The sequence below is a fragment of the Nonomuraea sp. NPDC049784 genome (genome assembly GCF_040659615.1).
GTDB lineage: Bacteria > Actinomycetota > Actinomycetes > Streptosporangiales > Streptosporangiaceae > Nonomuraea.
This window is the reverse complement of record NZ_JBFAMX010000053.1, coordinates 1-25,257: the sequence shown is the minus strand read 5'-3', so window position 1 is coordinate 25,257 and position 25,257 is coordinate 1. Positions and strand designations below refer to the sequence as shown.

General features: G+C 69.8%; 28 protein-coding genes. 16 read left to right on the top strand and 12 right to left on the bottom strand.

All coding sequences use genetic code 11. The annotated features are described in order from the left end of the window. The first annotated feature begins 23 nt into the window (after positions 1-23). Both AB0J09_RS14800 and AB0J09_RS14795 read left to right on the top strand, forming a co-directional pair. A complete protein-coding gene (locus AB0J09_RS14800) occupies positions 24-1,775 on the top strand; it encodes a DEAD/DEAH box helicase (protein WP_360690062.1) in 1,752 nt (583 codons plus the stop codon). A gap of 227 nt (positions 1,776-2,002) precedes the next feature. After that, complete coding sequence (locus tag AB0J09_RS14795) at positions 2,003-2,380, top strand: STAS domain-containing protein (RefSeq protein ID WP_360690060.1); 378 nt, start codon at positions 2,003-2,005, stop codon at positions 2,378-2,380. A 2-nt stretch (positions 2,381-2,382) separates the two neighbouring features. Here the strand turns inward: AB0J09_RS14795 and AB0J09_RS14790 are convergent, their stop codons facing one another. The 3 genes from AB0J09_RS14790 to AB0J09_RS14780 all read right to left on the bottom strand — a co-directional run bounded on the left by AB0J09_RS14790 (position 2,383) and on the right by AB0J09_RS14780 (position 5,146). Next, positions 2,383-2,958 (bottom strand): hypothetical protein, encoded by a 576-nt coding sequence (locus AB0J09_RS14790; RefSeq protein ID WP_360690058.1) that lies wholly within the window; start codon positions 2,956-2,958, stop codon positions 2,383-2,385. A 313-nt stretch (positions 2,959-3,271) separates the two neighbouring features. Further along, positions 3,272-3,841, bottom strand: a complete 570-nt coding sequence (pncA, locus tag AB0J09_RS14785; RefSeq protein WP_360690056.1) for a pyrazinamidase PncA — start codon at positions 3,839-3,841, stop codon at positions 3,272-3,274. A gap of 15 nt (positions 3,842-3,856) precedes the next feature. Next, positions 3,857-5,146 (bottom strand): nicotinate phosphoribosyltransferase, encoded by a 1,290-nt coding sequence (locus tag AB0J09_RS14780; RefSeq protein ID WP_360690054.1) that lies wholly within the window; start codon positions 5,144-5,146, stop codon positions 3,857-3,859. Positions 5,147-5,186: 40 nt separating this feature from the next. Between AB0J09_RS14780 and clpS the strand changes: the two genes are divergently transcribed. The 5 genes from clpS to AB0J09_RS14755 all read left to right on the top strand — a co-directional run bounded on the left by clpS (position 5,187) and on the right by AB0J09_RS14755 (position 7,880). After that, positions 5,187-5,480, top strand: a complete 294-nt coding sequence (gene clpS / locus AB0J09_RS14775) for an ATP-dependent Clp protease adapter ClpS (RefSeq protein ID WP_090935661.1) — start codon at positions 5,187-5,189, stop codon at positions 5,478-5,480. A 10-nt stretch (positions 5,481-5,490) separates the two neighbouring features. Continuing rightward, entirely contained in the window at positions 5,491-6,015 is a 525-nt protein-coding gene (locus AB0J09_RS14770) for a DUF2017 domain-containing protein (RefSeq protein WP_360690051.1), read from the top strand. Positions 6,016-6,024: 9 nt separating this feature from the next. Beyond that, positions 6,025-6,426, top strand: coding sequence for a M67 family metallopeptidase (locus tag AB0J09_RS14765; RefSeq protein WP_360690049.1), 402 nt, complete (start codon positions 6,025-6,027; stop codon positions 6,424-6,426). Positions 6,427-6,658: 232 nt separating this feature from the next. Then, positions 6,659-6,931 (top strand): MoaD/ThiS family protein, encoded by a 273-nt coding sequence (locus AB0J09_RS14760; protein WP_360690047.1) that lies wholly within the window; start codon positions 6,659-6,661, stop codon positions 6,929-6,931. Between the two features lies 1 nt (position 6,932). Next, a complete protein-coding gene (locus tag AB0J09_RS14755) occupies positions 6,933-7,880 on the top strand; it encodes a cysteine synthase (RefSeq protein WP_360690045.1) in 948 nt (315 codons plus the stop codon). Positions 7,881-7,931: 51 nt separating this feature from the next. Here the strand turns inward: AB0J09_RS14755 and AB0J09_RS14750 are convergent, their stop codons facing one another. Together AB0J09_RS14750 and AB0J09_RS14745 are read right to left on the bottom strand one after the other, a co-directional pair. Continuing rightward, positions 7,932-9,797: a hypothetical protein gene (locus AB0J09_RS14750; protein WP_360690086.1), complete on the bottom strand. Its 1,866-nt coding sequence runs from the start codon at positions 9,795-9,797 to the stop codon at positions 7,932-7,934. Positions 9,798-9,883: 86 nt separating this feature from the next. Further along, complete coding sequence (locus AB0J09_RS14745; protein ID WP_360690043.1) at positions 9,884-10,210, bottom strand: hypothetical protein; 327 nt, start codon at positions 10,208-10,210, stop codon at positions 9,884-9,886. A gap of 107 nt (positions 10,211-10,317) precedes the next feature. On the opposite strand from AB0J09_RS14745, the gene AB0J09_RS14740 reads away from it, so the two are divergent. The 3 genes from AB0J09_RS14740 (at position 10,318) to AB0J09_RS14730 (ending at position 12,757) form a co-directional block, all read left to right on the top strand. Then, positions 10,318-11,106 (top strand): thioesterase family protein, encoded by a 789-nt coding sequence (locus tag AB0J09_RS14740; protein ID WP_360690041.1) that lies wholly within the window; start codon positions 10,318-10,320, stop codon positions 11,104-11,106. Between the two features lie 62 nt (positions 11,107-11,168). Beyond that, positions 11,169-12,008: a glutamate racemase gene (murI, locus tag AB0J09_RS14735; RefSeq protein ID WP_360690040.1), complete on the top strand. Its 840-nt coding sequence runs from the start codon at positions 11,169-11,171 to the stop codon at positions 12,006-12,008. Next, positions 12,005-12,757 carry an MBL fold metallo-hydrolase gene (locus AB0J09_RS14730; protein ID WP_360690038.1) on the top strand — a complete coding sequence of 251 codons (753 nt, stop codon included), beginning with the start codon at positions 12,005-12,007 and terminating at the stop codon, positions 12,755-12,757. Before murI ends, AB0J09_RS14730 begins: the two co-directional genes overlap by 4 nt. On the opposite strand, the gene AB0J09_RS14725 is transcribed toward AB0J09_RS14730, so the two are convergent. Further along, complete coding sequence (locus AB0J09_RS14725; protein ID WP_360690036.1) at positions 12,742-13,980, bottom strand: MFS transporter; 1,239 nt, start codon at positions 13,978-13,980, stop codon at positions 12,742-12,744. The genes AB0J09_RS14730 and AB0J09_RS14725 overlap by 16 nt on opposite strands. Before the next feature lie 68 nt (positions 13,981-14,048). Here AB0J09_RS14725 and rph point away from each other — a divergent pair, with 68 nt between their 5' ends. The 5 genes from rph to AB0J09_RS14700 all read left to right on the top strand — a co-directional run bounded on the left by rph (position 14,049) and on the right by AB0J09_RS14700 (position 18,262). Beyond that, positions 14,049-14,768 (top strand): ribonuclease PH, encoded by a 720-nt coding sequence (rph, locus tag AB0J09_RS14720; protein ID WP_360690034.1) that lies wholly within the window; start codon positions 14,049-14,051, stop codon positions 14,766-14,768. After that, positions 14,765-15,355, top strand: coding sequence for an RdgB/HAM1 family non-canonical purine NTP pyrophosphatase (rdgB, locus tag AB0J09_RS14715; protein ID WP_360690032.1), 591 nt, complete (start codon positions 14,765-14,767; stop codon positions 15,353-15,355). Before rph ends, rdgB begins: the two co-directional genes overlap by 4 nt. A gap of 46 nt (positions 15,356-15,401) precedes the next feature. Continuing rightward, the gene (locus AB0J09_RS14710; RefSeq protein ID WP_360690030.1) at positions 15,402-17,033 is read left to right on the top strand and encodes a molybdopterin-dependent oxidoreductase; all 1,632 of its coding nucleotides are present in this window, start codon (positions 15,402-15,404) and stop codon (positions 17,031-17,033) included. Positions 17,034-17,156: 123 nt separating this feature from the next. Further along, positions 17,157-17,996, top strand: a complete 840-nt coding sequence (locus AB0J09_RS14705) for a toxin glutamine deamidase domain-containing protein (protein ID WP_360690028.1) — start codon at positions 17,157-17,159, stop codon at positions 17,994-17,996. After that, a complete protein-coding gene (locus tag AB0J09_RS14700; RefSeq protein WP_360690026.1) occupies positions 17,993-18,262 on the top strand; it encodes a hypothetical protein in 270 nt (89 codons plus the stop codon). The genes AB0J09_RS14705 and AB0J09_RS14700 overlap by 4 nt, the downstream gene beginning before the upstream one ends. 108 nt (positions 18,263-18,370) lie before the next feature. On the opposite strand, the gene AB0J09_RS14695 is transcribed toward AB0J09_RS14700, so the two are convergent. From AB0J09_RS14695 to AB0J09_RS14680, 4 genes are all read right to left on the bottom strand, one after another. Beyond that, a complete protein-coding gene (locus AB0J09_RS14695) occupies positions 18,371-20,848 on the bottom strand; it encodes an FtsX-like permease family protein (RefSeq protein ID WP_360690024.1) in 2,478 nt (825 codons plus the stop codon). 1 nt (position 20,849) lies between these two features. Next, positions 20,850-21,596 carry an ABC transporter ATP-binding protein gene (locus AB0J09_RS14690; protein ID WP_360690022.1) on the bottom strand — a complete coding sequence of 249 codons (747 nt, stop codon included), beginning with the start codon at positions 21,594-21,596 and terminating at the stop codon, positions 20,850-20,852. A gap of 80 nt (positions 21,597-21,676) precedes the next feature. Then, on the bottom strand, positions 21,677-22,327 hold the full coding sequence (locus AB0J09_RS14685; protein ID WP_360690020.1) for a response regulator transcription factor: 651 nt from the start codon (positions 22,325-22,327) through the stop codon (positions 21,677-21,679). Between the two features lie 13 nt (positions 22,328-22,340). Next, positions 22,341-23,510, bottom strand: a complete 1,170-nt coding sequence (locus tag AB0J09_RS14680) for a histidine kinase (protein WP_360690018.1) — start codon at positions 23,508-23,510, stop codon at positions 22,341-22,343. A gap of 176 nt (positions 23,511-23,686) precedes the next feature. Between AB0J09_RS14680 and AB0J09_RS14675 the strand changes: the two genes are divergently transcribed. After that, complete coding sequence (locus AB0J09_RS14675; protein WP_360690016.1) at positions 23,687-24,196, top strand: hypothetical protein; 510 nt, start codon at positions 23,687-23,689, stop codon at positions 24,194-24,196. A gap of 5 nt (positions 24,197-24,201) precedes the next feature. Here the strand turns inward: AB0J09_RS14675 and AB0J09_RS14670 are convergent, their stop codons facing one another. Both AB0J09_RS14670 and AB0J09_RS14665 read right to left on the bottom strand, forming a co-directional pair. Next, positions 24,202-24,693: a hypothetical protein gene (locus AB0J09_RS14670; protein ID WP_360690014.1), complete on the bottom strand. Its 492-nt coding sequence runs from the start codon at positions 24,691-24,693 to the stop codon at positions 24,202-24,204. Beyond that, on the bottom strand, positions 24,694-25,257 hold a 564-nt coding region (locus tag AB0J09_RS14665), incomplete at its 5' end, for a DUF6286 domain-containing protein (protein WP_360690012.1).

Here is a 25,257-nt window from a genome sequence, read left to right as displayed (position 1 = left end):
ACACGAACCCCAGAGGTGATGCGGTGAGCACCTTCGCCGCGTCCCACCTTTCGCCTTCCTATCCAGACCGAGCCGCATGGGGCACCGCGCCCAAATTGCGTGCCTGGCAGGAGGAGGCGTTCGACCTCTACTTCAGGCGCGAGCCGCGTGACTTCCTCACCGTGGCGACGCCGGGCGCGGGTAAGACGACCTACGCCCTCCGGATCGCCAGCGAGCTGCTCGCCAACGGGGTGATCAGAGCGGTCACCGTCGTCACGCCCACCGAGCACCTCAAGCGCCAGTGGGCCGACGCCGCCAGCCGGGTCGGCATCGCCATCGACCCCGAGTTCAAGAACAGCCAGGGCGCCACCTCGCGCGACTACACGGGCGTCGCGGTGACGTACGCGCAGGTCGCCATGCACCCCGCCCTGCACAGGGCGCGCACGGAGGCGCGCAAGACGTTGGTGATCTTCGACGAGATCCACCACGCGGGCGACGCCAAGTCGTGGGGCGACGGCGTGCGCGAGGCGTTCGAGCCCGCCACACGCCGCCTTCAGCTGACCGGCACCCCGTTCAGGTCCGACGACAACCCGATCCCCTTCGTCGGCTACGAGGAGGACGGCGAGGGCCTCAAGCGCAGCGTCGCCGACTACTCCTACGGCTACGGCCCCGCGCTCGACGACGGCGTCGTGCGCCCGGTCATCTTCCTGGCGTATTCCGGCGAGATGAAGTGGCGCACCAGGGCGGGCGACGAGATCGCCGCCACGCTCGGCACACCGCTCACCAAGGACCAGCTCTCCCAGGCGTGGCGGGCCGCGCTCGACCCGAAGGGCGACTGGATCCGCCAGGTCATGCAGGCCGCCGACCGCCGTCTCACGGAGGTGCGCAGGGGCGTGCCCGACGCGGGCGGCCTGGTCATCGCCACCGATCACGAGACCGCCCGGGCCTACGCCCGCCACCTGCGCAACATCACGGGCGAGGGGGCCACGGTCGTCCTCTCCGACGACCCCGGGGCGTCGAAGAAGATCAAGGCGTTCGCGGCCTCGGAGGACCGCTGGCTGGTGGCCGTGCGCATGGTGTCAGAGGGGGTCGACATCCCCCGCCTGTGCGTGGGCGTCTACGCCACCTCCACCTCGACCCCGCTCTTCTTCGCCCAGGCCGTGGGCCGCTTCGTGCGCGCCCGCAAGCGCGGCGAGATGGCCTCGGTCTTCCTCCCCTCGGTGCCCACCCTCATGGGGCTGGCCAACGAGATGGAGGTGGAGCGCGACCACGTGCTCAACAAGCGGCCCCCGGAGGACGGGCTCGACGACAGCCTCCTCGAGCAGGCCAACCGCCAGAAGGACAATCCCGACGTCCTCGGCGACGAGCTCCCGTTCGAGACGATGGAGACGTCGGCCACGTTCGACCGGGTGCTGTTCGACGGTGGCGAGTTCGGCACGGGCGCGGAGGTCGGCTCGGCCGAGGAGGAGGACTTCATCGGTCTGCCGGGCCTGCTGGAGCCCGACCAGGTGGCGACGCTGCTGCGCAAGCGCCAGTCCGACCAGCAGGCGGCCAAGCGCAAGCAGGCGGCGGAGCCGGCGCGCGAGACCCTGTCGCCGCATGAGCAGATCGCGGAGCTGAGGCGCGAGCTCAACGGACTGGTGGGCGCGTGGAACCACCGCACGGGCCAGCCGCACGGCGTCATCCACTCGGAGCTGCGCCGCGCGTGCGGCGGTCCGCCGATCGCCCAGGCGACCGCGGAGCAGATCCAGGAGCGGATCGACACCATCCGCCGCTGGGCCACCCAGCGCCGCTAGCCGAGCTTTCTGGCGAGGATCGCGGCCCATCTCCGGCCGCGACTCGCGCTCGCCGTCCGGGCGGTGGACCTCCGTCGTGGCCCCCGCCCGAATCCCGGCAATTCGGGTATTACTACGCTCCGTGACTCTGTGCATTTGGCCACAGAACAGTGCCCTCCTGTTAGAAACTCGACCAAAACGGCAACAACCACACTTGGCTTGTCTCGGGATACAGAAGGACTTTGCCCATGTCGTCTGAGGCCACCAGAAAGCCGACGTTGAGCGTCACTTCCGGCCTCACCCGAAACGCAGTCATCGTCAGGCTCGAGGGCGAGCTCGACGTCAACGCGCTGTCGGTGCTGCGCGAGCACCTGGAGCCCCTCTGGGACCTGCCCCCGAGACCCTTCCTGATCCTCGACCTGGGCGAGCTGCGGTTCTGCGACTCGATGGGGATGAACGAGCTCGTCGGCGTCCTGCAGCGGTGCGAGGCCAGGGGGACCAGGCTCCTGCTCGGAGGGGTCCAGGGCGTCATGTCCAGGGTGTTGTCGATCACCGGGCTACGGCACGCGTTCGAGGTCTTCGCCCGGCTCGACGACGCGCTGCGCCTGGCGGTGGCCAAGGCCTGAGCTCAGGCGGGCGGCTTTCGGGCCAGGAGCGAGGCCTGCGGCGTCGGCGCGGTCGTCCCCTTAGAGGCGTGTTCCGGTATGCGTCGCCCAGTGCGCCCATCGGTCAGGACATAGCCCGATTTTCCGTGTATTGGAACCCTGAGTGCCGCTGTACTGCCTTTGACCTGTACGGGCAGCGTGAACGTGTGCTGGCGATGCACCGCGAGCACGGAGACGCGCCGGCCGATGCTCGGCCCTTCGTACAGCCAGACCAGCATCTTCCGCCCTTGGGTGCGCACGACGGCCTCGGCCGCCCGGCACTCGTGCGGGGTCGCCGCCCACGTCAGCATGATCTCCCGCCCCATCCGAGCGGACTGGGGCACCGGCACGCGCTCGTCGCAGGAGGGCTCGACGTGCGCCGCGACGGCATGGGCAGGGGGTGTGGACGGGTAGAGGGCGTCCATGGCGATCGTGCCGCCCTCCAGCAGCGCCACCGTCACGATCGCGCCCACCCGCTCGACTGCGCGGCCCTTCACGAGCACCCACAGGCACAGGGGGCCGAGCACGAGCCAGGCCACACCCAGGGAGACGGCCAACATGAAAGTACCTCACACGAAAAAGGAGTATGTGACTCTCCGTATTACTACGGCTCCGGAGAGGGTTCGCCCTCATGGATATCACATGACCTCAGCGTTGCCTATCATGTACGCTTCGTGATCAGCGAGTCGTGGGTGTGCCGGGTTGCCGTGGAAGGGTGCCTGAGGTGAGCCTGTACCTGCCCGAGGACATCAAGCACCAGGTCGCCGAGGCGGCCCGGGCTCACGGGATGTCCGAGGACGTCTACATCCGTGAGGCGATCATGCGCCGCTCTGGGGCGACGCGTTCACGATCCTGCCCGCTGACGCCAACTGATCACCCCACGACGGGCGCCCCCCGGAGGGTGGCGCCCGCGTCCTTCATCTCCGCCAGCGCCACCTCCGTGGTCGTGTGGGCCACGCCCGCCGTCAGGTCCAGCAGCACCCGCACCGCCAGGCCGTTCTTCACCGCGTCGAGCGCCGTGGCCCGTACGCAGTGGTCCGTGGCGATCCCCACCACGTCGACCTCGTGCACCCCGCGCTGCCTGAGCCACTCGGGCAGCGGGACCCCGTCGCCGGACGTGCCCTCGAAGCCGCTGTACGCGGCCGCGTATCCGCCCTTGCTGAACACCTCTTCCACGCCCGATACGTCGAAGGACGGGTGGAAGTCCGCTCCGGGGGTGCCGGCCACGCAGTGCGGGGGCCACGTCGAGACATAGTCGGGTTTGTCGGAGAAGTGGGTGCCGGGCGAGATGTGGTAGTCGCGGGTCGCCACCACGTGGTCATAGCCGTGCTCGGCCACGTGACGGGTAATCGCCGCCGCCACCTCGGAGCCTCCGGTCACGGGCAGGCTGCCGCCCTCACAGAAGTCGTTCTGCACATCGACGATGATCAGCGCGGTCCCCATAACCAGAACGATACGTCAGGCGAACTCCGTGGGGATCGCCGCGTACCCCCTGCCGAGGTGGAGGGCTTCCTGGGGGAGGCTGGCGACGGCGTCCGCGTGGCGCTCGCGGGCCGCGGACACGGGCTCCCTGCCCACGACCTCACCGTCGCGCACCAGCTCGTGCAGCAGGGGAATGCCGCCCTCGGGGACCAGGCCGCCGGTGGTGATCAGCTCGGTCTCCACGTGTCCCCACTCGTCCAGCAGCCGGAACGCCTCCTTGCGGCCCCCACGCGACGGTTTGCCCACCGAGCGCTTGGCCACGGCCTCCAGCTTGCCCGTGGCCGTCTCCCGCGCCACCAGCTTGTACACCAGGGCCGCCGTGGGGACGCCGGACCCGGTCACGAGGGAGGTGCCGACGCCGTAGCCGTCCACGGGGGCGGCGGCGAGCGCGGCGATGGCGTACTCGTCCAGGTCGGAGGTGACCAGGATGCGGGTGTCGAAGGCGCCGAGGGCGTCGAGCTGCTCGCGTACCTCCTGCGCGGCGGCGGCCAGGTCGCCCGAGTCGATGCGTACCGCACCCAGGTCCGGCCCGGCCAGTTCGAGGGCTGTGCGCACCGCCTCGGCCACGTCGTACGTGTCCACCAGCAGCGTCGTCCCGCGGCCGAGCGAGGCGATCTGGGCCTCGAACGCCTCCTTCTCCGAGTCGTGCAGCAACGTGAATGCGTGCGCCGCCGTGCCGGCCGTCGGGACGCCGTACACGTGCCCGGCCATCAGGTTGGAGGTGGAGGCGAACCCGGCGATGTACGCGGCCCGGGCGGCGGCCACGGCGGCGCCCTCATGCGTACGGCGCGAGCCCATCTCGATGATCGGCCTCTTGCCCGCGGCGTTGGTCATGCGGGAGGCGGCGGAGGCGATGGCGCAGTCATGGTTGAGTATCGACAGTGCGAGGGTCTCCAGCAGCACGGCCTCCGCGAACGTGCCCTCCACGATCATGATGGGAGAAGCGGGGAAGTAGAGGTCGCCCTCGCGGTAGCCGTAGATGTTCCCGGAAAACCGGTAATCGGCGAGAAACGCCAGAGTGGGGTCGTCGACGACATGGTTCTCAGACAGATAGGTGAGTTCTTCCTCACCGAAACGGAAGCGTTCCAGCTCGTCCAGGACACGTCCCGTCCCAGCGACAACCCCGTAGCGTCTGCCGCCCGGTAGATGTCTGGCGAAAACCTCGAAAACGGCGCGTCTGTTTGCGGCCCCACTCCGCAGGGCCGCCTGTAGCATCGTCAGCTCATAGTGATCTGTGAGCAACGCAGTGCTCATGGGCATCGTCACGACTCGAAGACTACGGCCCAGATAGGGCAGACTCGGGGATGTGGGTAGCACCGCTCCAATCGCCGTTGAGCGTCCGTCATCGGACGTCCGACCCGATCTGCCATGGGTGACCATCGTCTGGAACGACCCCGTCAACCTCATGTCCTACGTGACCTATGTCTTCCAAACGGTCTTCGGCTATACGAAGGAGAAGGCCGAGAAACTCATGCTGGACGTTCACCACAAGGGCAAGGCCGTCGTGTCCAGCGGCACGCGTGAAGAGATGGAACGCGATGTGCAGATTCTCCACTCCTACGGCCTGTGGGCGACGCTCCAGCCGGACTCGGTCAAGTGAGGCGGCGCGCGTGACATCGGGGTTCTCGCGAGGCAAGGGCGGCGGCGTCATCGCGGAGTTCGAGGCCGCGGAGGTCTCGTTGCTGCGCTCGCTCGTCTCGATGATGCTGGGCATCGTGGAGCCGGGTCAGACCAGTGACGACCCGCTGGAGCGGGCGCTGGGCATCGGAGGGGGCGAGGCGCCGTCCGACCCGGTGCTGGCCCGGCTGTTCCCCTCGGCGTACGAGGACGAGCAGGAGTCGGCGGAGTTCCGCCGCTACACCGAGGCCACGCTGCGCGACGGCAAGCGGGCCGACGCCCAGACCGTCTTCGACACCGCGAAGTCGGGCCGTGCCGAGCTCACGCCCGAGCAGGCTCAGGCGTGGCTGCGCTCGCTCAACGACGTACGCCTCACGCTCGGCACGAAGCTCGACGTGACCGAGGAGGTCCACGACGAGATCGCCATGATGTCCGAGGACGATCCGCGTTACCCGGCCTACGTCACCTACGACTGGCTGACCTACCTCCAGGACAGCCTGGTCCGGGCGCTCTGGTAATTTCCGGGCATGCTGTCGATCTCGCAGGAACTGGCAGACAAGATCGTCGCCCATGCCCGCGCCGACCACCCCGACGAGGCGTGCGGTGTCATCGCGGGCAAGAACGGCGTTCCCGAGCGATTCATCCCGATGGAGAACGCCGAGCGCTCGCCCACCTTCTACCGCTTCGACTCCATGGAGCAGCTGCGCGTCTGGCGCGAGATGGACGACCGCGACGAGGAACCCGTCGTGATCTACCATTCCCACACCGCCACCGAGGCGTACCCGTCGCGCACCGACGTGTCCTACGCCTCCGAGCCGGACGCCCACTACGTGCTGGTCTCCACACGGGACGAGGACAAGGTCGAGTTCCGCTCGTACCGGATCCTCGACGGAGCGATTACGGAGGAAGAGGTAAGGTTTCTCCCATGATGGTCAGGCCGGTGCAGAGCTTCCTCTTCGCGCATACTCCGGCTGTCGTCGTTTACGACTGTCGATGAGAAATCTGCCGTCTCACTGCCGCTACGGTCCTGACCGGGCAGGAGAGTAGGGCGGCGGCAGCAGTCTGAGCAGGTTTCTTATTGGAAGCCCCCTGCCCGGAATCCCCCTTCAGCCGTCGGCGTTGCTGCCGATGGGACGACCTGACCTGAGGAGACTGAGCGCGATGGCCATCGAAGTTCGCATTCCGACCATCTTGCGTAATTACACCGGCGGCGCCAAGGCCGTCGACGCCGAGGGCGCCACCCTCGAAGAGCTGATCAGCAATCTTGAGTCCGCCCACCCCGGCATCAAGGACCGCCTGGTCGACGAGGGCAGCCTGCGCCGCTTCGTCAACGTCTACCTGAACGACGAGGACGTGCGCTTCCTGGGCGGCCTCGGCACGCCGCTGTCCGACGGTGACACGGTGACCGTGCTTCCTGCCGTCGCCGGCGGATGACATGCGGTTCGAATCACTGATCGACTCGGTCGGCCGCACGCCGCTCGTCGGTCTGCCGCGGCTGTCGCCCTCCGCCGACGTGCGGATCTGGGCCAAGCTCGAAGACCGCAACCCGACCGGGTCGATCAAGGACAGGCCGGCCCTCTGGATGATCGAGGAGGCCGAGAAGGACGGCAGGCTCACTCCGGGCTGCACGATCCTCGAGCCCACCAGCGGCAACACCGGCATCTCGCTCGCCATGTCGGCCAAGCTCAAGGGCTACAAGCTGATCTGCGTGATGCCGGAGAACACCTCGGAGGAGCGCCGCCAGCTGCTGCGCATGTGGGGCGCGGAGATCATCTCCTCGCCGGCCGCGGGCGGCTCCAACGAGGCCGTACGCGTGGCCAAGGAGCTGTCGGCCCAGAATCCCTCCTGGGTGATGCTCTACCAGTACGGAAATCCGGCCAACTGGCGCTCCCACTACGAGACCACCGGTCCGGAGATCCTCGAGGACCTGCCCACCGTCACCCACTTCGTGGCCGGGCTCGGCACGACGGGGACGCTGATGGGAGTCGGCCGGTTCCTGCGCGAGCGGGTGCCGGGCGTGCAGATCGTCGCGGCCGAGCCGCGTTACGGCGAGCTGGTGTACGGGCTCCGCAACGTGGACGAGGGCTTCATCCCCGAGCTCTACGACGAGTCCGTGCTGACCACCCGCTTCTCCGTGGGCTCGGCCGACGCGCTGCGTCGCACGCGTGAGCTGCTCGCCTCCGAGGGCATCTTCGCCGGGGTCTCGACCGGCGCGGCGCTGCACGCGGCGCTGGGGGTGGCCAAGAAGGCGGTCACGGCGGGCGAGCGTGCCGACATCGTGTTCGTGGTGGCCGACGGCGGCTGGAAATACCTGTCCACGGGTGCCTACGAGGGCACTCTGGAGGAGGCCGAAGACCGCCTCGAAGGCCAGCTCTGGGCGTAACCGATAAAAGAAGGGCGGCCGGTCCGTGACCGGCCGCCCTTCTCTTCGGCGTCAGTTGAACAGGACCCGCAGCGAGAACGTCGCCTCGCTGTCGGTCAGGCTGCCGCTCATCCCGACGGCCCGCAGCACCTGCGCGTTGGCCTTGTCGTCGCCCTCCATGGACTTGAGGTAGAGGTTCTCGACCTTGTCCAGGTCCACATAGACCGCGTAGTTGGCGTCATCGGCGTTGGCGATGGCCGTCTGGAACGTCTCCGAGTCGCCGAGCGTGCCTTCCCCGGCCAGCTGCTTGGCGTACTCGTCCGTCGTCGCCACGGTGAAGACGCCGTCGCCCTTGACCTTGGCGATCTGCGGCGCCCCCTGGCCCTGGGAGGTCAGCGCCTGCTGGACCTTGTCGACGATGGCCTGCGCCTTGGCCGGGTCGGTGACGACGCGCACGCCACCCTTGATCTGGTCGCCGTCCAGGCCCTGGCTGTCCACCGCGAGTGTGAAATTCTGGCCGACGACCGTGGCGAGGTCGCCGGGCAGCTGCAGGCCGAGCTGGCTCTGGGCCTGCTCGATGAACTGCTTGATCTCCGTGCCGCCGGTCGCCGCGGCCTGCTTCTGGATCTGGGCCCACTGCTTGGTAACGATCTGGTCGAGGCCGGAGATCGACAGGGCGCCCGCCGTGGTGGCGGGCAGCGTGCCCAGTTCGGCCTTGGGCAGGTCGCCCTCGGGCGTCAGGCCCTTCGCGCCGCGCACGACGCCGGCGAGCTCGACGTACGCGCTGTCGAAGCGCAGCGCGCCGGCGAACCTGGCGTCCTTGATCTGCTCGACGGCGGCGACCTGGTCGGCCGGGATCTCCTTCTTGGCCAGGTCCATGAGCCCGCCCATGTCGGCCCAGAACGACAGCACGCCCTGCTCGCCGATCGCGCCCATGTCGTCGTTGAACTCGGTGTTGTCGGCCAGGCTGGTGTCGCCCTTCGCGAACTTGTCGGCCAGCTGCTGGGTCGAGCTGATCAGCGCGTAGTCCTCGCGGAAGGCGAGGCCGTACTTGTCGCCGTCCATCAGCTTGGCGATGCCGGTCTTGGCCTGCGCCTCGTCCTTGACCTGGATGGCCAGCGCGAAGTCGGGCTCCTCCTTGCCCGAGGGCACGGCGGAGAAGCCGACTCTGCTGCCCAGCCAGGGGTCGACGTCCTTGGCAAAGTCGATCTTGGAGTCGGAGCCCTTGTCGAACGTGTCGAACAGCGCCTTGCGCGGGTCCTCGCCGGTGAAGGTGTCCTTGGTCACCGTGAACTTCCTGGCCAGCTGGAACAGCGCCAGCTTCTGGTTCGCGGCCGGGTCCAGGTCGAGCCGGACGTAGGCGATCGAGTTCGCGGGCAGGACCTCGTTCGGCTGCGTGCCGCCGCCCCCGATGGCTCCCACGGCCCACACCGCGCCGCCGCCGAGCAGGATCACCGCGAGCGCCGCGGCCGCGGCGATGATCCACGTCTTGCGGCCCTTCTTGCCCGGCTCCGCCGGGCCGAAGCCCTCGGGCCCCTGTTGCTGCCAGCCGCCCTGGGCGTACTGGTCGTGCTGCCAGCCCTGCTGCTCCTGTTGCCAACCTTGGCCCTGCTGCCAACCCTGCTGCTCTTGCTGCCAACCTTGCTGCGGCTGCTGTTGCTGCTGCCAGCCGCCTTGTGCCTGCTGCTGGCCGTAGGAGGGCTGCTGGCCGTAAGGGGCGCCGTAGGAAGGCTGCTGCTGCCCTTGGGGCTGCTGAGGGTTGTACGGCTGCTGCTGGCCGTAGGACGCCTGCTGCCCGTACGCCCCCTGCTGCCCGTAAGGCTGCTGGTAGGGCTGCTGCGGCGGGTACGGCTGGCCCGAAGTCGGCGGAGTCGCCGAGGGGTTGTACGCCGTGGTCCGGTCAGGATCCTGGCCGTAGGGGGGATTATTCGCAGACATCACTCAACTCACAATGGGGACTTTAGACCTCAAAGAAGTTAGCTGATGTTGCTAGAGCGGCGCTTGCAATGTACTGAAGTGAGATTTCAGACCCGGGTGAGCTCCTTTCTCAGCGCGCTGATGTGGACCTCGCCGCCGCCGTACTCCGCGATGCACTCCCACGGCACAAACGTGCAGCACGCATAGGCCAGGCGGGACAAAATCCGGGAGAGCCATTCAGGGCGATCGTCGCGTTCGCGGGTGAGGCCCAGCAGCAGCGGTGCGCGCAGGCTCGAGACGACGAGTCCGTAGACGGTGTGGCTCTGTTGCAGCTCCCCCTTGTGCTTGACCACTCGGATGTCCACGACATGGCCGACCCACACCCCATTGGAGTCCCAAACGGACTGACCGATGAGTTCGGTGACACTCGACATGATCGAACTTTCTCAGCCTAATCACGTTTTCGCAGGTAGGCGCGCTGATAGCGGGATGCACTAGAGTATGGCTCCAGAATAGTGTTCTGGATTTGAGGCGGGCGTGGATGACCAAGTTCGACGAGGCGACGCAGGCGATCAAGGTCGATGAGGGCATGTACGACGTTTGTCTCGATCCCGGATACGCCATCGGCGGCCCGCTCAACGGCGGTTACCTGATGGCCGTGATACTCCGCGCGGCGGTGGACGCCTCTCCGTTCGAGCACCCGGTGAGCACGACCGCGCAGTTCCTGAAAGCACCGGTCGCCGGCCCCGCGCAGGTCAGGATCGAGCCGCTCAAGGCGGGCAGGACGGCCGCGTTCGCCAGGGCCACGCTTGTGCAGGACGGTATGGCGCACATCGAGGGCCTGATCACGACGGCCACATTGAACGGGGCCGAGCCGGTCTTCGAGGAGCCGGCGGACGACATGCCGGGCCGCGAGGAGTGCGTCAAGCTCCCCGACCCCAAGCCGGAGTCGGGCATGACCCTGAACGCCCAGATGGAGCTGCTCTTCGACCCGCCCACGATCGGCTGGCTGAAGGGCGAGCCGACCGGCAGGCCGGAGTCGCGGGCGTACTTCAGGATGGCCGAGCCCCAGGATCCCGACCCGTACGTGCTGGCGCTGGCCGTCGACGCGCTGCCGCCCGTGGTGTTCTCCGCGGGCGCGCGGGGCTGGGCGCCGACCGTGGAGCTCACCTGGCACCTGCGCGCGCTGCCCGCGCCCGGCTGGCTCACGCTGCTCGGCAGCGGCCGGCTGATCTTGGACGGCTGGTTCGACGAGGAGGTCGAGGTACGCGACTCCGCGGGTCGCCTCGTCGCCCAGTCGCGCCAGCTGGCCCGGGTCGGAAGAGGCTGACAACTACGAATGTGAGGATTCTTACGCAGAGTTGATCGCGCAGGTCGCCTACCCTCTAGAGCGTGCCGGACACGAGTATTGGGATCTTCGACAGCGGGGTCGGCGGCCTGACGGTCGCTCGCGCGATCATCGACCAGTTGCCTCACGAGTCCATTACGTACGTGGCCGACACGGCCCGCCAGCCGTACGGGCCGAAACGCATCGCGGAGGTCCGCGCCTACGCCCTTGAGGTGATGGACCACCTCGTCGAGCACGGCGTCAAGATGCTCGTGATCGCGTGCAACAGCGCCAGCGCGGCAGTGCTGCGCGACGCGCGTGAGCGCTACGACGTGCCGGTCATCGAGGTGATCCAGCCCGCCACCAGACGCGCGGTGCGAGCCACCCGCACCGGCAAAGTCGGCGTGATCGCCACCAGGGCCACCATCGACTCCATGGCCTATCACGACGCCTTCACTGCGGCGCCCGACGTACAGCTCACCGGCGTGGCCGCCCCACGCCTGGTGGAGTACGTCGAACGAGGGGAGACGATGAGCGACGAGCTCATCAAGGTCGTGCGCGAATACCTGGAGCCCATCAGGGCCGCGGGGTGCGACACCCTCATCCTCGGCTGCACCCACTACCCGCTGCTCACCGGCGCGATCTCCTACGTCGTGGGCGACGGGGTCACGCTGGTCTCCAGCGCCGAGGAGACGGCCAAGGACGTCTACCGGATCCTGCACGACCGCGATCTGGCGGCGGGAGGCGAGGCCACCCCCCGGCACCGCTTCCGCGCCACCGGCGACTCCCTGCTCTTCGCCCGGCTCGGGCGGCGTTTCCTGGGCCCGGAGATCGATGTGGTCGAAGTCGCACCAGTGGGGGGTACTACCTTTAACGGCCGCGACGCGGAAAAGGAGCCCACATGAAGGTGACCATCGTCGGATGCTCGGGCAGCTTCCCCGGGCCCGACAGCCCCGCGTCCTGCTACCTCCTCGAGGCGGACGGGTTCAGGATGTTGCTCGACTTCGGCAGCGGGTCGCTCGGTGCGCTCCAACGCCACATCGGCCTGTATGGCGTGGACGCCATCTGCCTGTCCCATCTGCACGCCGACCACTGTCTCGACATGTGCGGCTATCACGTGGCCCGCACATACGGGCCCGCGGCGCCGTACCCTCTGGTGCCCGTCTACGCGCCCGCCGACGCGCCGCGCCGGCTCTCGGCCGCGTACGGCATGCCGGAGGAGCCGGGCATGGAGACCGCCTTCGAGTTCGTGCCGCTGGCCCCGGGCTCCTTCGAGATCGGGCCGTTCACGCTGACCGCGGGGCTGGTCAACCACCCCGTCGAGGCGTACGGCTTCCGCGTGTCCGACGGCGGCAGGTGCGTGGTCTACTCCGGCGACACCGGCGAGTCCAGCGAGCTGGTGAAGCTGGCCGCGGGCGCCGACCTGATGCTGTGCGAGGCGTCGTTCGTCGAGCGCCCCGACCTGCCTCCCGACCTGCACCTGACCGGCCGCCAGGCGGCCGAGCACGCCGCCAAGGCCGGCGTCGGCCGCCTTGTGCTCACCCACCTCGTCCCGTGGAACGACCAGAGGACCGTGCTCGAGCAGGCGGCGGGAGGAGGCTTCGCGGGCCCCCTCGAGCTGGCCCGCAGCGGCGCGGTCTACGACCTGGCCTGAACCTCGTTGAAGTCACGCATGCGGGGGAGCGGCGAGAACAGCAGCGGAAGGAACGCCAGCAGCCTGCCCGCCATGAAGACCCACAGGGCCTCCCGCACGCCGATCTGCTGGGCGACGAGCCCTCCGAGCAGCGCGCCTAGCGGCATGATGCCCCAGACCATGAATCTCACCGACGCGTTGACGCGGCCGAGCAGGTGCTCGGGGGTCACGGTCTGCCGGTAGGTGATCTGGCCGACGTTCATCAGTGTCGCGCTCCACGAGAGCGCCATCGAGGTGATCGCGAAGCACACCACCCGCCAGTCGGCCTGCGTCATCGGCATCAGCAGGCCGAAGGGGGAGGCCACGCTGACGGCCAGCCAGGTCATCCTGGCTATGCCGTACCGCCTGGACAGCCAGCCGGCGGTCAAACCGCCTATCAGGCCGCCGACGCCGCCGGACATGAGTAGCAGGCCGACGACGCCGGGGGCCAGCTCGACCTCGTCGGCCAGGAATAAGACCGACAGGCCGAGCACGGCGCTGACGCACAGGTTGACGGCCGCCGTGGAGGCCACGAACATGCGCATCAGCCGGTCCTGCCACACGTACGCGAGACCCTCGCGGATGCCGCGCAACAGCGAGGTGTGCTCGGTGAGCGCGGGGGGCTTGTCGGGCACCTTGATCGAGCCGAGGAAGAGCACCGAGCCGAGCGAGCCGAGCGCGGTGGCGATCAGCGTCCACGGCGCCCCGAGCAGCTGCACCAGCGCGCCCCCGATGCCCGGCCCGGCCAGGAACGCGCCCGAGCGGACGACCTCGAGCTTCGAGTTGCCGTCGCTGAGCTGCCCCGTGCCGACCAGCTCCGGCAGGTACGTCTGGTCGGCCACGTCGTTGAAGACCTGGCTCCCACCCGCCAGCAGTGCGACCACGAACATCATGCCGATCGACAGCAGCCCCAGCTGGGCCGCCAGCGGGATGCTGCCGAGCAGCAGGAACCTGGCCAGGTCGGTGACCATCATCACGCGGCGCTTGCGCATCCGGTCGACCCATACCCCCGCCGGCAGGCCGATCAGCAGGAACGCCGTCGTCTGCAGCGCTGACAGCACACCGACCTCAGCCGGACCGGCGTGCAGCGCGAACACGGCCACCAGCGGGAGCGCAACACGTGAGATATTCGCCCCAAGTTCGTCCGCGACATGCGAACTGAGGAACCGGAGGAAGTCAGGGTTTCGCAACACCCCCGTTGTCATTGCGTAAGGATCCATGTGGCGGACACATTTGGTCAAGAGTGTCGTGGCACGGAGATAGGGTGATCTGCATGTCCAGACAGGATGGCCGCAACCCTGACCAGCTACGCAGCATCACCATCACCAGGCATTGGCTGGCTCATGCCGAAGGTTCGGTGCTGGTCGAATTCGGCAACACGCGGGTATTGTGCGCCGCCTCGGTCCAGGACAGCGTGCCCCGGTGGCGCAGAGGCAGCGGCCAGGGCTGGGTTACGGCCGAATACGCCATGTTGCCCAGGGCGACCAATACTCGTAACGATCGCGAATCGGTCCGCGGCAAAATCGGCGGCAGGACCCACGAGATTTCCCGGCTGATCGGGCGTTCGCTGCGGGCCTGCGTCGACTACAAGGCGCTGGGGGAAAACTCCATCCTGCTCGACTGCGACGTGCTGCAGGCCGACGGCGGCACAAGGACCGCCGCGATCACCGGCGCCTACGTCGCCCTCGCGGACGCGATCTCCTGGATGCGCGAGCGCCGGATGTGCCCGGGCGACCCGCTGATCGGCTCGGTCGCGGCCGTCTCCGTCGGGGTGGTCGGCTCGGTGCCGATGCTCGACCTCTGCTACACGGAGGACGTGGCCGCGGAGACCGACATGAACGTCGTGCTGACCGGAGAGGGCAGCTTCGTCGAGGTGCAGGGCACCGCCGAGGGCGCCCCGTTCGACCGCGCGGCGCTCGACCAGCTCCTCGACCTGGCCGTGACCGGCTGCGAGGAGCTCACGCTGATCCAGCAGGAGGCTCTGAGCTCATGAAGATCGTGCTGGCCACCCGCAACGCGGGCAAGATCGCGGAGCTGCGCCGCATCCTGGCCGGCTTCGACATCGTGGGGCTCGAGGAGTTCCCCTCGATCGGCGAGGTCGCCGAGACCGGGCTCACCTTCGAGGAGAACGCACTGCTCAAGGCGCACGCCGTCGCCCAGGGCTCGGGGCTGCCCGCGGTCGCGGACGACTCGGGGCTCTGCGTCGACGTGCTGGGCGGCATGCCGGGCGTCTTCTCCGCCCGCTGGTCGGGGCGGCACGGCGACGACCAGGCCAACCTGGACCTGGTTCTGGCGCAGCTGTCCGACGTGCCCGCCGACAGGCTGACCGCCCAGTTCGCCTGCGCCGCCGCGCTGGCGCTGCCCTCGGGGGAGAGCCGGGTCGTCGAGGGCCTGCTGCCGGGCCACCTGGTCGCCTCGCCGCGCGGGTCCAACGGGTTCGGCTACGACCCGATCTTCGTGCCCGACGGTGACGAGCGCACGACGGCTGAGCTGTCGCCGGAAGAGAAGGACGCGATCAGCCACCGGGGGCGGGCCTTCCGCGCGCTGGCGCCCCTCGTGCGAGAGCTGCTCAGCTCGTAACCATCGCGTAAGAACCCCGTGGTGCCGGGCGGCGTAGCGTCGAGTTGTGCAGAGGAATTCGGTGGCGCCCGCCTGGGCCGGGGCCCTGGTGGGGCTGGTGTCCGGGGGCGTGGCCCTCGGAGTGGCCCAACTCGTGGCCGCGCTCGTCGGGCCGGAGACGTTCCCCGTCGTGGCCGTGGGGGATGTGGCAGTCGATCTGTCGCCTGCTCCTTTGAAGGAGTTCGCGATCACGACGTTCGGCGAGAACGACAAATCGGTCCTGGTCGGGGGCGTCCTGGTGGTGCTCGCCGCCGTCGCGGCCCTTATCGGGGTGCTGTCCCTGCGACGGCTCGCCTACGGCTTCGCGGGGCTGGCCGCGTTCGGCGCGGTCGGCGCCATCGCGGTGCTCACCCGCCCCGACGCCGGGGTCCTGGACGTGCTGCCGACCGTGATCGGGGTGGCCGTCGGCGCGTGGACGCTCTCCTGGCTGGTACGGCGGGCGACGGGCGAACGCCGCACCGCCGCGTCGAGTGGCGCGGCGCCCACCGTCGCTGGGCCGAGCGACGCGGGGTCCGAGGGTGCCGCCGACGTGGAGCGGCCCGTCGTGATGCGGGCAGGGGATGACCTGCGGGCCTTCGACAGGCGGCGGCTGCTGACCGGCGCCGCCGGTGGGGTGGTGGTCGCGGGAGCGGCCGCCGTGCTGGGGCGGCAGCTCGGCGGGCGGCAGGTGGTGGACGCCGCGCGGGTGGGCGTGGCGCTGCCCAAGCCCGTGACGCCTGCCAAGCCCATTCCGGCCGGCGCCGACCTCCACATCAAGGGCCTCTCGTCATTCATCACGAGAAACCAGGACTTCTACAGGGTGGACACCGCGCTCATCGTCCCCCAGGTGGACCCCCGCGACTGGAAGCTGCGCATCCACGGCATGGTCGACCGGCCGGTGGAGCTCACGTACGCGGAACTGCTCGGCATGCCGCTCACCGAGGCGGACGTCACGCTCACCTGCGTCTCCAACGAGGTCGGCGGCCCGTACGCCGGCAACGCCCGCTGGCTGGGCGTCCGCATGGCCGAGGTGCTGCGTAAGGCCGGGCTCCAGTCCGGCGCCGACATGCTCCTGTCCACCTCGGCCGACGGCTTCACCTGCGGCACCCCGGTCGACGTGGTCATGGACGGCCGCGAGGCGCTGTTCGCGATCGCGATGAACGGCGAGGCCCTCCCCGTGGACCACGGTTTCCCCGTGCGCCAGGTGGTGCCCGGTCTGTACGGGTACGTGTCGGCCACCAAGTGGGTCGTGGACCTCAAGGTGACCAGGTTCGACCAGGACGAGGCGTACTGGACGCCGCGCGGCTGGGCAGCCAAGGGCCCCATCAAGACCCAGTCGCGGATCGACGTGCCCAATTCGGGCGATTCCCTGAAGGCGGGGCGCACCACGATCGCCGGAGTGGCGTGGGCGCAGCACACCGGGGTGGACGCCGTGGAGGTGCGGGTCGATCGCGGGGAGTGGCGGCAGGCGAGGCTGGCCGAGGTGCCCGGGCCCGACACCTGGCGGCAGTGGTCGATCGACTGGGACGCCGCTCCCGGGCGGCACACGATCGAGGTGCGGGCGACCGACGCCGCCGGGCGCACCCAGACCGAGCAGGAGGCCCCGCCCGCGCCGGACGGCGCGACCGGCTGGCACACCATCACGGTGCAGGTGGCCTAAGCCCCACTTGTCCCTGTTTCCGCAGGTACGGCGGGTGGTTCTTGCGGAGAATCTTGCCGACTTCCCCTCCCTGTCACGGAGACGCCTCTACCATCGGTCGTCAAGCATGACAGGAGGCAGGCCGTGTTCCGCGAGCGCAAGCCGAGCGTCCGAGACGGGCAGTACAACCCCCTGGTGGCAGAGGGGGCGCGGTGGCTCGACTACGAGCGCGCCGCCGAGACCGATGCCGTCACGGACGACTCCTTCCCGGAGGGCCCGGCCACCTCAGAGCCCGGCGATCCTCTGTCCGATGGTCTTCTGCGCGACGGAGATCTCCGAGCCGACCGCCTCGACGCCGATCAGGGGGACTGGTTCGACTGGCCGTACCGGCCGCCCAGGCTCGCCGACTCCAGGCCGTACGGGGTGCCGGGCGGGCTCGCGCAGCCCGACCCGCAAGTTGAGCGGGACCTCGCCGAGGCGCTGCGGCCCGGCGACCGCTTTCCCGACCCGCGCGGCACCTGGGTGCGGCTGGTCAACGGCGGCGGGGCCGCCGACGACCCGTTCAGGGCCTCCAACGCCGCCGACTGCGCGCTCGCCGTGCTGTCCACCTGGCACGGCGAGCCAGCAGCGGCCGCACCCAGATTTCCCGAGTACGACGGGATCGGCCGGCCGCTGCTGACCGGCGAGCAGGGCAGCCTGGCCAGGATCGAACGGTGGGTGGGCCATCGCTTCCAGTACGCGGGGCAGGGGCGGCACGCCTACCCGATGATCGCGCGGCGGCTGCTCGACGCCGGCCACGGGGCGAGCGCCGTCATCGTGGTGCGGTGGCCCGGCGGCGGCTCCCACGCCTGGAACGCGGTCAACGCCGACGGCGAGGTGATCTGGATCGACGCTCAGCGGGGGCACATGTCCGTTGAGCCGCCGTACACGACGGTGACCGGCGTCTTCTGCGTGATACTCGACCGGCGGGGGCGGCCGCGATGAACCTGGATCAGGCCCGGGCGATAGCCGAGGAGTACTTCAACGGGGTGCGGCCGTACGACGAGGCCGTGCCGGTGGGGGTGTACGGGTTCCATGACGGTTATGTCGCCTGGATGCGTGATCTCGATCTCGACGACCCGGCGAGCCTGCCGGAGACGATCGGAGGCGGGTGCATCGTGATCGACCGCGCCACGGGCGAGGTGGTGATCCGGCCGCTCCTCGACCCCGAGACGGTCGCCGACCTCTGGCCCGGCCGCACGCCCCGCTGATGTCCCGCGTGGGAAGGCCGGGCGCCGCCCCCATGAGACGCCCGACCAACTTCGCTCCCTCTTTCCGTGTTTTTCGCTTTTATTCGGCTACAGGGCCTTTCGTCCGGATCAGCCGGTGGCGAGGGAGCCGACGATCGAAGCACGGGCCGCACGGCGGGCCGGGAGCACGGCGGCCAGCATTCCGGCCACCCCCGACAGCACCACGAAGAGCGCGATCTGACCGACGGGCGCGGAGAAGACAGCGCCGTCCAGCATCGCCCTGATGGCGGCCCACCCGAAGGCGCCCCCGAGCACGACGCCCACCAATGCCCCGATCAGCCCGAGCACGAGCGCCTCGATCGACAACATCCGCCGCAGCTGGGCCCTGGTCAGGCCCAGGGCCCGCAGCAGCGCCGACTCCCTGGTCCGTTCGTGGACCGACAGGGAGAGCGTGTTCGCGATGCCCAGCAGCGAGATCAGGATCGCCAGCCCCAGCAGCCCAGTGATGATCATGAGCAGCATGTCCAGCGTCTCGTCGAACTGGCCGCGTACCTCCGTCGAGCTCGTCACCCGCACCGTGGGATAGGCCGCGACGGCGGCGTCGACCACCTTGCGGGCCCGCTCGGGCGGCACGCCGTCCCTGATGTCGATCAGGACGCGGGAGTCGGGCACGGCCTCGAAGTACGTGTCGAACGCCGTCTCCGCGACCGTGACCGGCGGCAGCGACGACTGGGTCCCGTCGAGCAGCGCGACCACCTTCAGGGAGACGGTTCCGGCCTTCCGCGTCTTGAGCGATATCGACTCGCCGAGCCGTATACCGAGGTTGCCGGCCACCGCCGCCTGCCCGGGGCCGAAGCCCTTCATGGAGCCGGTGGTGACGTACGGGTCGATCGGGCCGCTGAACGTGCCGACGTCGAGCCGCCTGCCCGCGACCGTGGCCTTGGCCTCCCGGATCTGCGCCACGGACGCCAGCTCGGGCCTGCCGCGCAACTCCGACGCCACGGACCTGGGGATGACCGAGTCGCGTTCCTGACTGGCCAGCAGGTAGTCGATCGGGAACTGGTCGTCGAGCTTGGCCGTCATCGTCAGCCTGGTGGACGCGGTGACCACGGAGATCAGCGTCATGAGCGTCACACCGATGGTCAGCGCGATGGTGGTGGTCGCGGCCCGCCTCGGGTTGCGGCCCGAGTTGTCCACCGCCAGCCGCCCCGGCACCCCGAACAGCTTGCCCGGGATCCATCCGACCAGCGCGCTCATTGGCTTGACCAGCACCGGGCCCAGGATCAATACCCCGAGGAACGTCAGTGCGCCCCCGGCCATCACGACCAAGAGCGAGACCTGCTCGCCGGGCTGGAGCACGAACGCGCCCACAGACGTGGTGGCGAGGCCCGCCACCAGGAAGAGCGCGGCGAACAGGCCCCGCAGCAGGCCGGCACGGAACGTCTGCTCCTCGACCTGACTGCGCAGCGCGGCGATCGGCGCGACCCTGGTGGCCGAGCTGGCGGGCAGCAGCGCCGCGCACACCGTGACCACCACGCCGACGGCCAGGCCGGCCGCGATCGTGGCAGGGGTGAGCGTGACGGCCGCGTCCGTGGGCAGCGGAGCGTCGAGCGCGCCCAGGACGGTCAGTGTGAGCGAGGCCAGGCCGTACCCGATGGCCAGGCCGAGCGCGGCGGCGAGAGCGCCGACCACGGCGGACTCCAGCAGGATCGAACCGAACACCTGCCCGCGCGTGGCGCCGATGCACCGCAGCAGCGCCATCTCCCTGGTGCGCTGGGCGACGAGGATGTTGAAGGTGTTGTAGATGACCAGCGCGGCCACCATCATCGCCACGACGCCGAACATCAGCAGGCCCAGCGTGAGCGTGCGGGTCTCCACCCCCGCCGCCCTGGCCAGGTCGTCGGCCAGTTCGCCGCCGGTCTTGACCACATACGTGCCGCCGACCGCCGCCGCGACGGTCTGCTTCAGCCCGGGAGCCGTGCCCGCGACGTCGATCTCGCGGTAGCCCTTCGCGCCGCTCATCCGCTGCGCGGTGGCCGCGGTGAAGCCGACCGCTCCGGTGTAGGAGAGCTCCTGGTCCACGCCAGGGTCGAGCAGGCCGACGAGCTTGAACTGGTGTCGGCGCTGCCGGTCGTCGAGCACTGTGATCGTGTCGCCGACCTGGAAGCCCTGGGCCTTGGCGGTGTTCTTGTCGAGCACGGCGGCCTGGTCGTCGGTTCCGGGACCGGTGCCGGAGACGATGTCGGTGCGGTCGAGCGGGCCCCGGACGATGGACAGGGCGGTGGTGGGGGCGTTCCCGGCGGTCTTGCCGTCCTTGCCGAGCACGGGCGCGGAGGCGCGGATCAGGCCCTGCGCCTCGGTCACGCCGTCCAGCGCGCGTATCTGCTCAAGGACCCGCTCGGGCAGCACGGCGTCCGGCCCCTTGGGCAGCACGGCCACGTCCACCTTGGCCGCGTCGGCCGTGACCCGCTGCGCGAACCCGGCCTGCACGGTGTCGTTCAGCACGAACGTGCCCGCGATGAACCCCACGCCGAGCATGATCGCCAGCGAGGTGAGCAGCAGCCTGAGCTTGTGCGCGCGCAGCCCGGCCAGTGCCGACTTCAGCACCTCACGCCTCCAGCTTCACGAGCGTGTCCAGCACGGACTGCGGCGTCGGCGCGGTGATCTCGGTGACCAGCTCGCCGTCGCGCAGGAACACAACACGGTCGGCGTACGAGGCGGCCACCGGGTCGTGCGTGACCATGACGATGGTCTGGCCCAGCTCGCGTACGGAGGTGCGCAGGAAGGACAGGACCTCCGCGCCGCTGCGGGAGTCGAGGTTGCCCGTCGGCTCGTCGGCGAAGATCACCTGAGGCTTGCTGATCAGCGCCCTGGCCACGGCCACACGCTGCTGCTGGCCGCCGGACAGCTCGGCCGGCTTGTGCGAGAGCCGGTCCTTCAGCCCCACGGTCTCGATGACCCGGTCGAACAGCGGCTGGTCCGCCTGGCGGGCGGCGATGTCCAGCGGCAGGCGGATGTTCTGCTCGGCGGTGAGCGTGGGCAGCAGGTTGAACGCCTGGAAGACGAATCCGATCCGCTCGCGCCGCAGCAGCGTGAGCTGCCGGTCGCTCAGCCCGGTCAGCTCCACGTCGCCGATGTGCACGGTGCCCGACGTGGCGGCGTCGAGCCCGGCCAGGCAGTGCATCAGCGTGGACTTGCCCGAGCCCGACGGGCCCATGATGGCGGTGAACGCCCCCGTGGCGAAGGACACGTCCACCGCGCGAAGGGCGTGTACTTGGGCGTCGCCCTGGCCGTACACCTTGGTGAGATCTCTGGCCACCACCGCGGGCGGGGCTTGGGTGAGCGTCACATTCATGCGCTTCACGCTAGGAGTGGAAAGTTCAGGATTTATGGGCCCTGTGGATGGACTTTGTGTAGGCCTCCAGATGACCCCGGTCAGACTTTCGGCCGATGTGACGGCACGATCAGCCCGGCCTCGTACGCGTACACCACCACCTGCGCCCGGTCCCGCAGCCCCAGCTTGGCCAGGACCCGCCCAAGATGCGTCTTCACCGTCGCCTCCGCCACCTCAAGGCGGCCCGCGATCTCGGCGTTGGACAGGCCGCGCGCCACCATGAGCAGCACCTCGCGCTCGCGCGGCGTCAGGTCGGCCCCAGGCACCGGCTCGTCCGTCGGCAGGTGCGTGGCGAACCTGTCCAGCATCCGCCGTAAGGTGCTCGGCGACACCACCGCGTCGCCCGCGTGCACGATCCTGATCGCGCTGACCAGGTCGGCCGTGGGCACGTCCTTCAGCAGGAACCCGGCCGCGCCCGCCTTGACCGCCGCGAACGCGTACTCGTCGAGGTCGAACGTGGTCAGGATCAGCACCTTCGGCCCGTTGATGCGCTTGGTGGCCTCGACGCCGTCCATGTTCGGCATGCGCACGTCCATGAGCACGACGTCCACCTCGGTGGTCTCGAGCCTCTCCAGCGCTGAGAGCCCGTCTCCGGCCTCCGCCACCACCTCGATGTCCGGCTGGGCCGAGAGCACCATCCTGAACCCGGCCCGCAACAGCTGCTGGTCGTCGACGAGCATCACGCGAATCACCCGGTCGCCTCCTCTACGCCGCGTTGACCACGGGCAGCCTGGCCAGCACCTCGAAGCCGCCGCCCTGCCGGGGACCCGCCGAGACGGCGCCGCCGTACATGCCGGCCCGCTCGCGCATGCCGATCAGGCCGTGGCCGTCAGAACTACTGGGCGCGGCCGCGCCCCTGCCGTCGTCGGTCACGCGTACGACCAGCTCTGGGCCGCTGTAGTCGATCTCCACGACCGCCTGCACGCCGGGGCCGCCGTGCTTGAGCGCGTTCGTCAGCGCCTCCTGGACGATGCGGTAGACCGCGAGCTGCTGGCCCTCGGGCAGCTCCCGCGGGACCCCGCCGACCTCCAGCCGGGCGGGCACGGCCGAGCCGCGCACCAGCTCACCGAGCTGTCCGAGGCCGGGCTGCGGGGTGTAGTCGATGATCGTCGCCTCGTCCTCGCGCAGAACGCCGACCAGCCTGCGCATCTCGGCGAGGGCCGCGCGGCCCGTCTTGGAGATGGCCCTGACGGCCAGGCGGGCCTGCTCGGGATCGGTGTCGAGGGCGTAGCCCGCGCCGTCGGCCTGCACCACCATCACGCTGACGTTGTGTGCCACGACGTCGTGCAGCTCCCTGGCGATCCTGGCGCGCTCGGCCGCCGCCGCCATCCTGGCCTGCTGGTCGCGCTCACGCTCGGCCCGCTCGGCGCGCTCCTCCAGCCCTTCGAGGTATCGCCTGCGCGTGTTGGCGTACAGGCCGGTCAGCCAGATCGTCACCACGAAGATCGAGCCGCCGAAGAACATGCCGAACGTGGGCGTGTCCCAGTTGACCAGCGCCAGGAACACTCCCAGCTCGGCCACCAGGCACGCGGCCAGCGCCCAGCGGAACGAGCATCCGTAGGCGACCGCCCAGAGCGCGATCAGCACCGCGAGGTTGGCGGGCAGCGGATCGGCGTGCGCCAGCCACTGGCCGAAGCTGACCAGCGAGATGAGGGCGAACGAGGCGACCGGCCGGTCGCGCCAGAGCAGCGGCAGCAGCAGCGCCGCGGACAGGCCCAGGTATCCGGCCACGCCGAGGTACGTGCCGCCAGCCGACGGCTGAATGGTGGCGTACGGGACCGCCAGGAGCGCGCACAGCGCGGCGAGCGGCGCCACCCGGAGGGCGCCCGCCAGCTTGTCATGGCGCCTCGACCACGCCCGTACCTTGCCGAACACACCCTCACGATATGTACCTCCATCTGACCGTTGTTCCATCTGGAGGTGGAAGTGCGACTACGACCCAGGTCTTACACGACGCGGGGCTGGCCCGGGTCTTACGCCGGGCTTACGGTGATTTGGGCATCATGATTTCTGGGAGCGCCCCTCTTGCGGGCGAGTAAAGGGAGATCGTGATGGCGGATCATGATCGCGAAGCTGGGTCGCGCGGTGAAGAGGAAGCACCGCGCGACCCTGCCCCCGCGGAGGAGACCGAGGAACTGCACCAGCCCGGAGCGGAGGGGCGGAGCAGGCTGAGGTACGGCGAGGCCCCACCGGGGCCCGGCTTCGCGCCCACCATGCCCTTGGCGTCGCCTTCGCGTCCGGAGTCCTACCGGGACTTCTTCCGGCAGAAGCAGGCCCAGGTCCTCGGCGCCGGACTGATCGGCCTCGTACTCGGCGGCCTGCTCGGCGGGGGTGCCGTGGCCGCGGTCAGCGGCCTCACGCACCGGGACGAGATGCGCGGGGGGGTGTTCTGGGAACCGGGCTTCAGGCACGAGCGTTACCTGGTGCCCGCACCCGGCGCGGTCTGCGACCGGGGGCCGGACGGCATCCGGTGCGACAACGTGGCGCCCCCGGCACCTGCCGCCCCTGTCGCCCCGAGCTTCAGCGTGGCGCCCGCCCCCGTGCCGACCAGCACCGGCTAGCCGAGCTAGCGGCGGACGTGCAGGCGGACGACGGTGCCCGCGTCGTCGTTGCGGATCTCCCGGCGGATCCTGCCGACGATCTCCTGGTCCAGCTTGCTCACCACCGCGCCCACATCCGCGGACGCCGGGCAGGTGAGGCCGATGCGCAGGCTGTGCTCGCCGACCCGTACCTGTGCCCTGCCCAGCCCCTCCACGTTCTTCAGCCCGACGAACAGCATGGCGGTGCCCGTGCCGTTCTGCGCGCCGCGGCGGCCCCAGCCGAGGCTGAGCAGCAGCCAGCGGAGCGAGAGCAGGGCCAGCAGCACCAGGCTCAGGGCCAGTGCCCACAGGGTCCAGGGCTCGTCGAGCGCTTTTCGGGTCTGGGCAGAGAGGACCTTCGCAGTGGCCGGCAGGTCGAAGAAGCGGCCGTGGCCGCGGAGCCAGGCGTAGGTGCCCAGGCCGAGCAGCGTCCCGCCCACGATGGCCAGGCCCGTGCGGTTGCCCGTGTACTGCCGCATCTACCGCCCCTTCCTGCGTAGCCGGACCACGACCTCGCCCGTGCCCAGCGTGCCCACGCCCGCCAGTCGGTCTCCCACCGCCGTGCCGATCTGCCTGAGCATGACACCCGAGCTCTCCGACTGCGTCACGATCGTGACCTCGATGGTGCGGCGGCGCAGCCGTACCCGGGCCTTGTCCACCCCCGCCACCTGCTGGGCGGCCGCGCGTAGCGTGCGGCGCAGGCCCGCGCGGGTGATGCCGATGACGATCAGCGGGTCGGACGTCTCCACGGGCACCAGCCCGGAGCGACCCGGCACTAGTGCCAGGAGCAGCATCAGAGTGCCCGCCCCCGCCGCGACCAGGGCGGCGGTGGACAGCTCCGGCCAGGTGGTCTTGACCGCGAGGTCCATGAACTTGTTCGCGGAGACCCAGCCGAGCGGGTGGCCGATCAGTCCCGACACCACTTCGGCCGCCGTCGCCCCCAACCCGGCGGCCAGCGCGAGCGCGACGAAGGCTCCAGGGAGGGTACGCGCCGGCCTGAGCGCCCTTCTCGCTCTGCGCAGCCCGGTTTGCCGCGTCGTGAC

Excerpts from the sequence above, each read along its gene's own strand:
- AB0J09_RS14795 (WP_360690060.1), top strand. The coding sequence starts at position 2,003 with ATGTCGTCTGAGGCCACCAGAAAGCCGACGTTGAGCGTCACTTCCGGC.
- AB0J09_RS14790 (WP_360690058.1), bottom strand. The coding sequence starts at position 2,958 with ATGTTGGCCGTCTCCCTGGGTGTGGCCTGGCTCGTGCTCGGCCCCCTG.
- pncA (WP_360690056.1), bottom strand. The coding sequence starts at position 3,841 with ATGGGGACCGCGCTGATCATCGTCGATGTGCAGAACGACTTCTGTGAG.
- AB0J09_RS14765 (WP_360690049.1), top strand. The coding sequence starts at position 6,025 with ATGCTGTCGATCTCGCAGGAACTGGCAGACAAGATCGTCGCCCATGCC.
- AB0J09_RS14760 (WP_360690047.1), top strand. The coding sequence starts at position 6,659 with ATGGCCATCGAAGTTCGCATTCCGACCATCTTGCGTAATTACACCGGC.
- AB0J09_RS14755 (WP_360690045.1), top strand. The coding sequence starts at position 6,933 with ATGCGGTTCGAATCACTGATCGACTCGGTCGGCCGCACGCCGCTCGTC.
- AB0J09_RS14750 (WP_360690086.1), bottom strand. The coding sequence starts at position 9,797 with ATGTCTGCGAATAATCCCCCCTACGGCCAGGATCCTGACCGGACCACG.
- AB0J09_RS14745 (WP_360690043.1), bottom strand. The coding sequence starts at position 10,210 with ATGTCGAGTGTCACCGAACTCATCGGTCAGTCCGTTTGGGACTCCAAT.
- AB0J09_RS14740 (WP_360690041.1), top strand. The coding sequence starts at position 10,318 with ATGACCAAGTTCGACGAGGCGACGCAGGCGATCAAGGTCGATGAGGGC.
- AB0J09_RS14730 (WP_360690038.1), top strand. The coding sequence starts at position 12,005 with ATGAAGGTGACCATCGTCGGATGCTCGGGCAGCTTCCCCGGGCCCGAC.
- AB0J09_RS14725 (WP_360690036.1), bottom strand. The coding sequence starts at position 13,980 with ATGACAACGGGGGTGTTGCGAAACCCTGACTTCCTCCGGTTCCTCAGT.
- rph (WP_360690034.1), top strand. The coding sequence starts at position 14,049 with ATGTCCAGACAGGATGGCCGCAACCCTGACCAGCTACGCAGCATCACC.
- rdgB (WP_360690032.1), top strand. The coding sequence starts at position 14,765 with ATGAAGATCGTGCTGGCCACCCGCAACGCGGGCAAGATCGCGGAGCTG.
- AB0J09_RS14700 (WP_360690026.1), top strand. The coding sequence starts at position 17,993 with ATGAACCTGGATCAGGCCCGGGCGATAGCCGAGGAGTACTTCAACGGG.
- AB0J09_RS14690 (WP_360690022.1), bottom strand. The coding sequence starts at position 21,596 with ATGAATGTGACGCTCACCCAAGCCCCGCCCGCGGTGGTGGCCAGAGAT.
- AB0J09_RS14675 (WP_360690016.1), top strand. The coding sequence starts at position 23,687 with ATGGCGGATCATGATCGCGAAGCTGGGTCGCGCGGTGAAGAGGAAGCA.
- AB0J09_RS14670 (WP_360690014.1), bottom strand. The coding sequence starts at position 24,693 with ATGCGGCAGTACACGGGCAACCGCACGGGCCTGGCCATCGTGGGCGGG.